The sequence below is a fragment of the Nocardia sp. NPDC058497 genome, from assembly GCF_042720195.1.
Classification (GTDB): domain Bacteria; phylum Actinomycetota; class Actinomycetes; order Mycobacteriales; family Mycobacteriaceae; genus Nocardia.
Window position 1 is genome coordinate 1 of sequence record NZ_JBHXMY010000607.1, and the last position, 3,452, is coordinate 3,452.

A 3,452-nucleotide genomic window follows, 5' to 3' on the forward strand; every position below is an offset into this window, starting at 1 on the left:
CTCACCCCCCACAACACCACCGCCCTGGCCCGTGGGTTCGATGTGCCCGCACCGAACGTCGTGCTCGTCGCCGCCCGCTCCGCGCGCTCGGTGCATCGCACCACCAGCGGCAAAGTCCAGCGCGGCTCGATGCGCGAGGCGTTCCTCGCCGACAGCCTCGAACGGGTACTGCACGAGGATCTCGAACCGGCGCTGAGCCGAGCACTGACCGTCTGATCGTCCCGTATCCAGCCAGGAGCCGACATGTTCCGCACCACCGCCCACACACCGACGACGATCCAGGACTGGCTCGTCGAGCGGGTCGCCGACTACCTCGACCGTGCCCCCCACCAGGTGGATCCGGCGACTCCGCTGGCCGAACTCGGGATGGACTCCGTCTCGGCGGTCTCGCTGTGCGGGGAGATCGAGGACCGCTGGTCCCTCGACATCGACCCGACGCTGGTCTTCGACTATCCCACCGTCGTCGCCATCGCCACCTATCTCGCCGACGAGTTCGTCCTCGCGGCATGAGCGGTCAGCGCCCGGAGGAGGTAGCTCGCGTAACCACGCAGGGCGCCCGAGCATGCCGAAAGGACACAGCATGAGCGGTCAGCGCCCGGAGGAGGCGGCGTGAGCGACATCGCGATCGTCGGACTCGACTGCCGCTTCCCCCAGGCGGCCGACCCCGCCGCGCTGTGGCAGCTGCTGATCGACGGCCGCGACGCGATCTCGGCGGTGCCGTCGAATCGCTGGCATGCCGAGGACTTCCACGACCCGGCAGGCAGGCCCGGCACCATCAACACCCACAGCGGCGGGTTCATCGACGACGCCGACGCCTTCGACCACGAGTTCTTCGGGATCACCCCGCACGAGGCCGAGGCGATGGACCCGCAACAGCGACTGCTGCTGCAAGCGACCTGGCGCGCCTTCGAGGACGCGACGCTCGACCCCAGGGCCCAATCCGGCTCGCGCACCGGGGTGTATATCGGGGTGATGGCCAACGAATGGGCCAACCTGCAGATGTCGGACTATGCCGCGATCACCCCGCAGCACGGCTCGGGCAACGGCTACTTCATGACCGCCAACCGGCTGTCCTACCAGCTCGACCTGAAGGGCCCGAGTTTGGCGGTCGACACGGCCTGCTCGTCGTCGCTGGTAGCGGTCCATCTTGCCTGTGCCGCACTGGCTTCCGGCGAATGCGATCAGGCCGTCGCCGGTGGTGTGAATCTGGTGCTCACCCCGGTGGTCGGCGTATTCTACACCCAGGCGGGGCTTTCGGCGCCCGACGCTCGCTGTAAACCGTTCAGCGGCAACGCGGATGGGATCGTCCGGGGTGAAGGCGTGGCGGTGCTGGTGCTGCGCCGCCTGGCCGACGCGCAAGCGGCGGGTCTGCCGATCTATGCGGTGATCAAGGGCAGCGCGGTGAACTCCGACGGGCGCAGCAACGGCATCACCGCGCCGAACCGGTGGGCGCAGCAGCAGGTGATCGGCGAGGCCTACCGCCGGGCCGGAGTCGAGGCCGGGGCGGTCGATTTCCTCGAGGCACACGGCACCGGGACGGTGCTCGGGGACATGATCGAGGTCAAGGCGCTGGGTGGACTGCACGGGCGCGATCGTGCGCGACCCTGCGGAATCGGTTCCATCAAGGGCAATCTGGGCCACACCGAGGGCGCCGCGGGTGTCGCCGGAATCATCAAGGTCGCGCTGAGCCTGCACCACGGTGTGGCAGCGCCGACCCGATTCGCCGACCAGGAGAATCCGCGCTTGCAGCTGGAGCGCCACGGACTGCGACTGCTCGCCGAACCGATGCCGCTCGATGGGCCGTCGCTGGCCGGGGTCAGCAGTTTCGGTATCGGCGGCACCAACGCGCACCTGGTGCTGGGCGGTGCGCCGGTGGCGGCGGATGCTCCGGCGGGTGGCGGTGGGGTGCTCACCGTGTCGGCCGACAATGCGAAAGGGCTGGAGCGCAACGCACTTCGCATGGCGCACCTGCTGAACTCGGTTCCCGAGGACCGGTTCGCGCAGGTCTGCTGGACGAGCAATCGGGTGAAGTCGTCGGGTCGGCACCGGCTCGCGGTCGTCGCCGCCGATCCGGCGGAGGCGATCACGCGTCTGCGCACCGGTGCGGAATCCGGTGTGGCGGGGCCGGTTCGGGTCGGCTGGATGTTCACCGGCCAGGGATCGCAATTCGCCGGCATGGCGCGGCCGCTGGATGTCGTGAGCGGGTCGTTCCACCGGGCCCTGCGGACCGTCGACGCGGCGATGACGGCGCACCTCGGCTCCTCGATCCGCGAGCTGCTGCTCGACGACACCGCCGTCATCGATCGCACCGAACTCGCGCAGCCGGCGATCTTCGCCATGGAATACGCGCTGGCGCAGGCACTTGCCGACGCGGGGGTGCGCCCGGCCTGGGTGATCGGGCACAGCATCGGGGAATTCACGGCGGCGGCCGTCGCCGGAGTCGTCGACCTCGAAGACGCGTGCCGCCTGGTCGTCGCCCGTGGTCGGTTGATGCAGCAATTACCCGGCGGGGGTGCGATGCTCGCGGTCCGTGCGACGCGCGCACAGCTCGCCGGCCTGCTCGACGGGGAGCCCGACGTGGCTGTGGCGGCCGTGAACGGGCCCACCGATCTCGTGCTCTCCGGCGACGCGGCGGCGCTCGACCGGATCCGGACCGTCCTCGCCGAGCAGCAGGTGGTCAGCAAGCCGCTCACCGTGTCGCACGCTTTCCACAGTCCGCTGATGGCGCCGATGCTGGAGAAGTTCGCGGTCGTCGCCCGCGAATGCACCTACCGGGCACCGGCTCTGCCGATCTACTCGACCGTGCGTGGACGGATGCTCGATCCGGCCGAGACGATGGACGCCGAGTACTGGGTCGAACATGTCGGCGCCACAGTGCTTTTCGGGGACGCGCTCGCCGCCGCCGTCGAGGCCGACCCCACCCATGTCGTCGAGATCGGCCCGCGCCGCATGCTGACCCCGCTCGTCGGGCGGCTGCGCCCCGATCTGCTGCCGCGGTGCCTGACGCCGAGCCCGGGGCCCGGCGCGACCGGCCGTGAACTCGCGGAGACCGTCGCCGCGCTGCACCGCGACGGCCTCGACCCCGACTGGGATCACCTGTACGACGCCGAACAACGCGTCCGCCGTCGGCTGCCGGTCTACGACTTCTCGACCGAGCACCGCTTCTGGCTCGAACCGACCACGCTCACCACACCTGCCACCCCGGCGGAGGACACCACCATGGAACAGCTGATCGCGCTCTTCCGCGAACAGAACGCGCTGCTGGCGAGCGTGGCGCCTGGCGCCACCGCCTCCCTCGCGCCGGGTGCCGCCGCGACCCTCGCCTCGCCGCAGGCGGTTCCCGCAGTCGATCCCGGCGCGATCGGCGGCATCGTGCGCCCGGAGTGCGGCCGCGTGAGCGGGGACTCCGTCGACCGACTACCGGATACCGAAACCCTCACCGGCGCGCGGGG

Annotated in this window: 2 protein-coding genes and 1 pseudogene; all 3 read left to right on the top strand. The window is 70.4% G+C overall.

All coding sequences use genetic code 11. From position 1 onward, the window contains the following. A pseudogene (locus ACFWPJ_RS28095) lies at positions 1-216 on the top strand (AMP-binding protein); the annotation flags it as partial. 27 nt (positions 217-243) lie between these two features. After that, positions 244-510 (top strand): acyl carrier protein, encoded by a 267-nt coding sequence (locus ACFWPJ_RS28100; RefSeq protein WP_378855799.1) that lies wholly within the window; start codon positions 244-246, stop codon positions 508-510. Between the two features lie 99 nt (positions 511-609). Then, the coding region (locus ACFWPJ_RS28105) for a type I polyketide synthase (protein ID WP_378855801.1) at positions 610-3,452 on the top strand (2,843 nt) is incomplete at its 3' end.

Bases quoted from the DNA above. Each gene is read 5' to 3' on its own strand.
- ACFWPJ_RS28100 (WP_378855799.1), top strand. From the start codon at position 244: ATGTTCCGCACCACCGCCCACACACCGACGACGATCCAGGACTGGCTC.